We start from the raw sequence: 2,357 nt of genomic DNA on the forward strand, positions 1-2,357 counted from the left end.
CGAGCACCTCCCCTCGCTGGCCGTCCGCGTCGTCAACGTCGTCGACATCGCCCGGCTGATGCCCCACGAGGAACACCCCCACGGCCTGACGGACGCCGAGTACGACGCGCTCTTCACCGGCGACAGGCCGGTGATCTTCGCCTACCACGGCTACCCGTGGCTCATCCACCGGCTGGCCTACCGCCGGACCGGCCACCCGAATCTGCACGTGCGCGGGTACAAGGAGTCCGGAACGACGACCACCCCCTTCGACATGGTCGTGCGCAACGACATGGACCGGTACCGGCTCGTGATGGACGTCATCGACCGCGTCCCGGGCCTGGCCGGCCGGGCCGAGGGGCTGCGTCAGGCCATGACCGACCAGCGCATCCGCCACCACGACTGGATCCGCGAGCACGGCACCGACCTCCCGGAGGTCGCGGACTGGTCCTGGCCGTATTGAGGCCACCGCGGACTCGGGCACGGGGTCGGCCGCTGCTCCGGCCTCTCGACCGCAGCTGCGCTCACGGCGCGAGGTCTCGGCGTTGGAGCAGGAGGTGAGCCAGCAGGATGCCCAGCACTCCCGCTCCGACAAGGATCCCGAGCTGGGGCCAGAGCACGGCGCCTTTGGCCAAGGCGTCGCCCGGGGCGTAGTAGTGGAACGGGCTCAGGAACCTCAGCGGGGCTGCCGGGGCCCATGCCAGAGCGATGAAGTTGACGGCAAATTCCACGGCTCCGATCGCGATGGTCGCGCCGACCACCTGGGCCCGCCGTCGTCCCGCCGCCGATACGGCCATCGCCGGCCCGATCAGGCACAGGGCGAAGCCGAGGCCCATGACCCCGGCGGCGAACACTCCGCCGATCGGCACCGCCCGGTGGATGTCCGGCGACAGCGCCACCCCCACCGCGACCGTGACGGTCGCTGCCACGTTCAGGGCTACGGCCGCGAGCACGAGTGCGGCCGTCCGTTCGGTCAGCAGCCGGGTGCCCGCCCTGGGCTCCGCGGACCTGGGCGAGCTTCATGTGGTGCGACGGGTGACGGCCTCAGCGATGTCGCGGAGGGCTCGACGCGCGGCGCAGGGCAGGCGCCCGTCATCGAGCGCGTCCATCGCCGTGCGGTAGCGGGTCGCGATCATTTCCTCCACCTGGGCCGGCGCGCCGGTCGCCGCGATGATACGCCGGACGACAGCAGCCTGTTCATCGGTGAGGTGGGGCTCGCCTAACCAGTCAGTGAGTGCCCTGCGCTGCGGCGGAGTTGCCGTCTGCAGGGCGAGAGCGCTGAGCACTGTCGCTTTGCCGTCACGCAAATCTTCGAGAGCTGACTTTCCCGTAACCGCGGGGTCGCCGAAGACACCCAGCAGATCATCTCGCAGCTGAAACGCCTCCCCCAGCGGTAGTGCGAATGCGGAGAGCCGCTCCAGGAGATGCTGGTCAGCCTCGGCCGCAATCGCGCCGAGGTGCAAAGGCCGTTCCACGGTGTACTTCGCGGTCTTGTAGCGGCCGATCCTCAGCGCCCTGCTTACGTCCGGCGAGGCGTCCCCGGTGGCCTGCAGATCCAGATACTGGCCCAGAACGATCTCCGAGCGCATGGCGTGCAGCACCGGCCACAGTGCGGCCAGTTGCTTGGGATTCGTAGCACCGTCGAGCAGGAGTTCGTCTGACCACACCATGGCGAGATCACCGATGAGGATGGCCGCGCCCTCGCCGAACTGGGCGGCTGCCGCGGCGGAGATACCGCTGTCGTCGCCTTGATGGGCGCGGGCAAGTGCGCGGTGGACGGTGGGGCGGCCCCGGCGCAGGGCGGAGGAGTCCATGACGTCGTCATGGATCAGGGCGGACACGTGGAACAGCTCCAGTGATGCCGCTAGGTGGATCACCGTGCGCGGATCGCCGGTGGCGCCGGCTGCGTGCCAGCCGACGAAGGCCAGGATCGGGCGGATGCGTTTTCCGCCCGCGTCAAGGAAGTGGCGCAGCGGCGCGGCCAGATCCGGCGATCCACTGTCGTCTGCGGGAGGGGCCTTGCGGTTCAGGAAGCCGGCGAGGAGATCCTCGACTGTGTTCTTGAAGCCGGTCAGGTCCAGGGCGGTCTCCGATACGGAGAGGGCGAGTGCCATGTCAGGTCCTTGTCCGTGCGGACCCCGCGACAGGAACCGTCGCGGCGAGGAGACCGAGAACTGCCGACTGCGCGCGGGCGGCCGCGGACGGACCGGTTCTCAACTTCATCGGTGACGGCCTCTCAGGACTCGATGTACCGCCGCGAGACGCGTCGGTGCGGAACGCCGGGGGTGAAGGCGCATGAGACGCCAGTCGCTCATCGTGCGCGATGGCGGGGGTCAGGCTGGGTGTGAGGGGGCAAATGGTGGTTTTCGGGGGAGGTG

The 2,357-nt window shown here is 69.5% G+C and carries 2 protein-coding genes and 1 pseudogene; 1 reads left to right on the forward strand and 2 read right to left on the reverse strand.

All coding sequences use genetic code 11. From position 1 onward, the window contains the following. Positions 1-442 (forward strand): annotated as a pseudogene (locus PV721_RS42950) (phosphoketolase); the annotation flags it as partial. Positions 443-503: 61 nt separating this feature from the next. Here the strand turns inward: PV721_RS42950 and PV721_RS42955 are convergent. Both PV721_RS42955 and PV721_RS42960 read right to left on the reverse strand, forming a co-directional pair. Next, positions 504-932: a hypothetical protein gene (locus PV721_RS42955; protein WP_319734261.1), complete on the reverse strand. Its 429-nt coding sequence runs from the start codon at positions 930-932 to the stop codon at positions 504-506. Positions 933-998: 66 nt separating this feature from the next. Continuing rightward, a complete protein-coding gene (locus PV721_RS42960; protein WP_319734263.1) occupies positions 999-2,093 on the reverse strand; it encodes a polyprenyl synthetase family protein in 1,095 nt (364 codons plus the stop codon). Positions 2,094-2,357: the final 264 nt, after the last annotated feature.

This window comes from Streptomyces sp. MB09-01 (assembly GCF_033794505.1).
Lineage (GTDB): Bacteria > Actinomycetota > Actinomycetes > Streptomycetales > Streptomycetaceae > Streptomyces.

What these genes read in the sequence shown, in the direction of transcription:
- PV721_RS42960 (WP_319734263.1), bottom strand. Translation starts at nt 2,093, where the DNA reads ATGGCACTCGCCCTCTCCGTATCGGAGACCGCCCTGGACCTGACCGGC.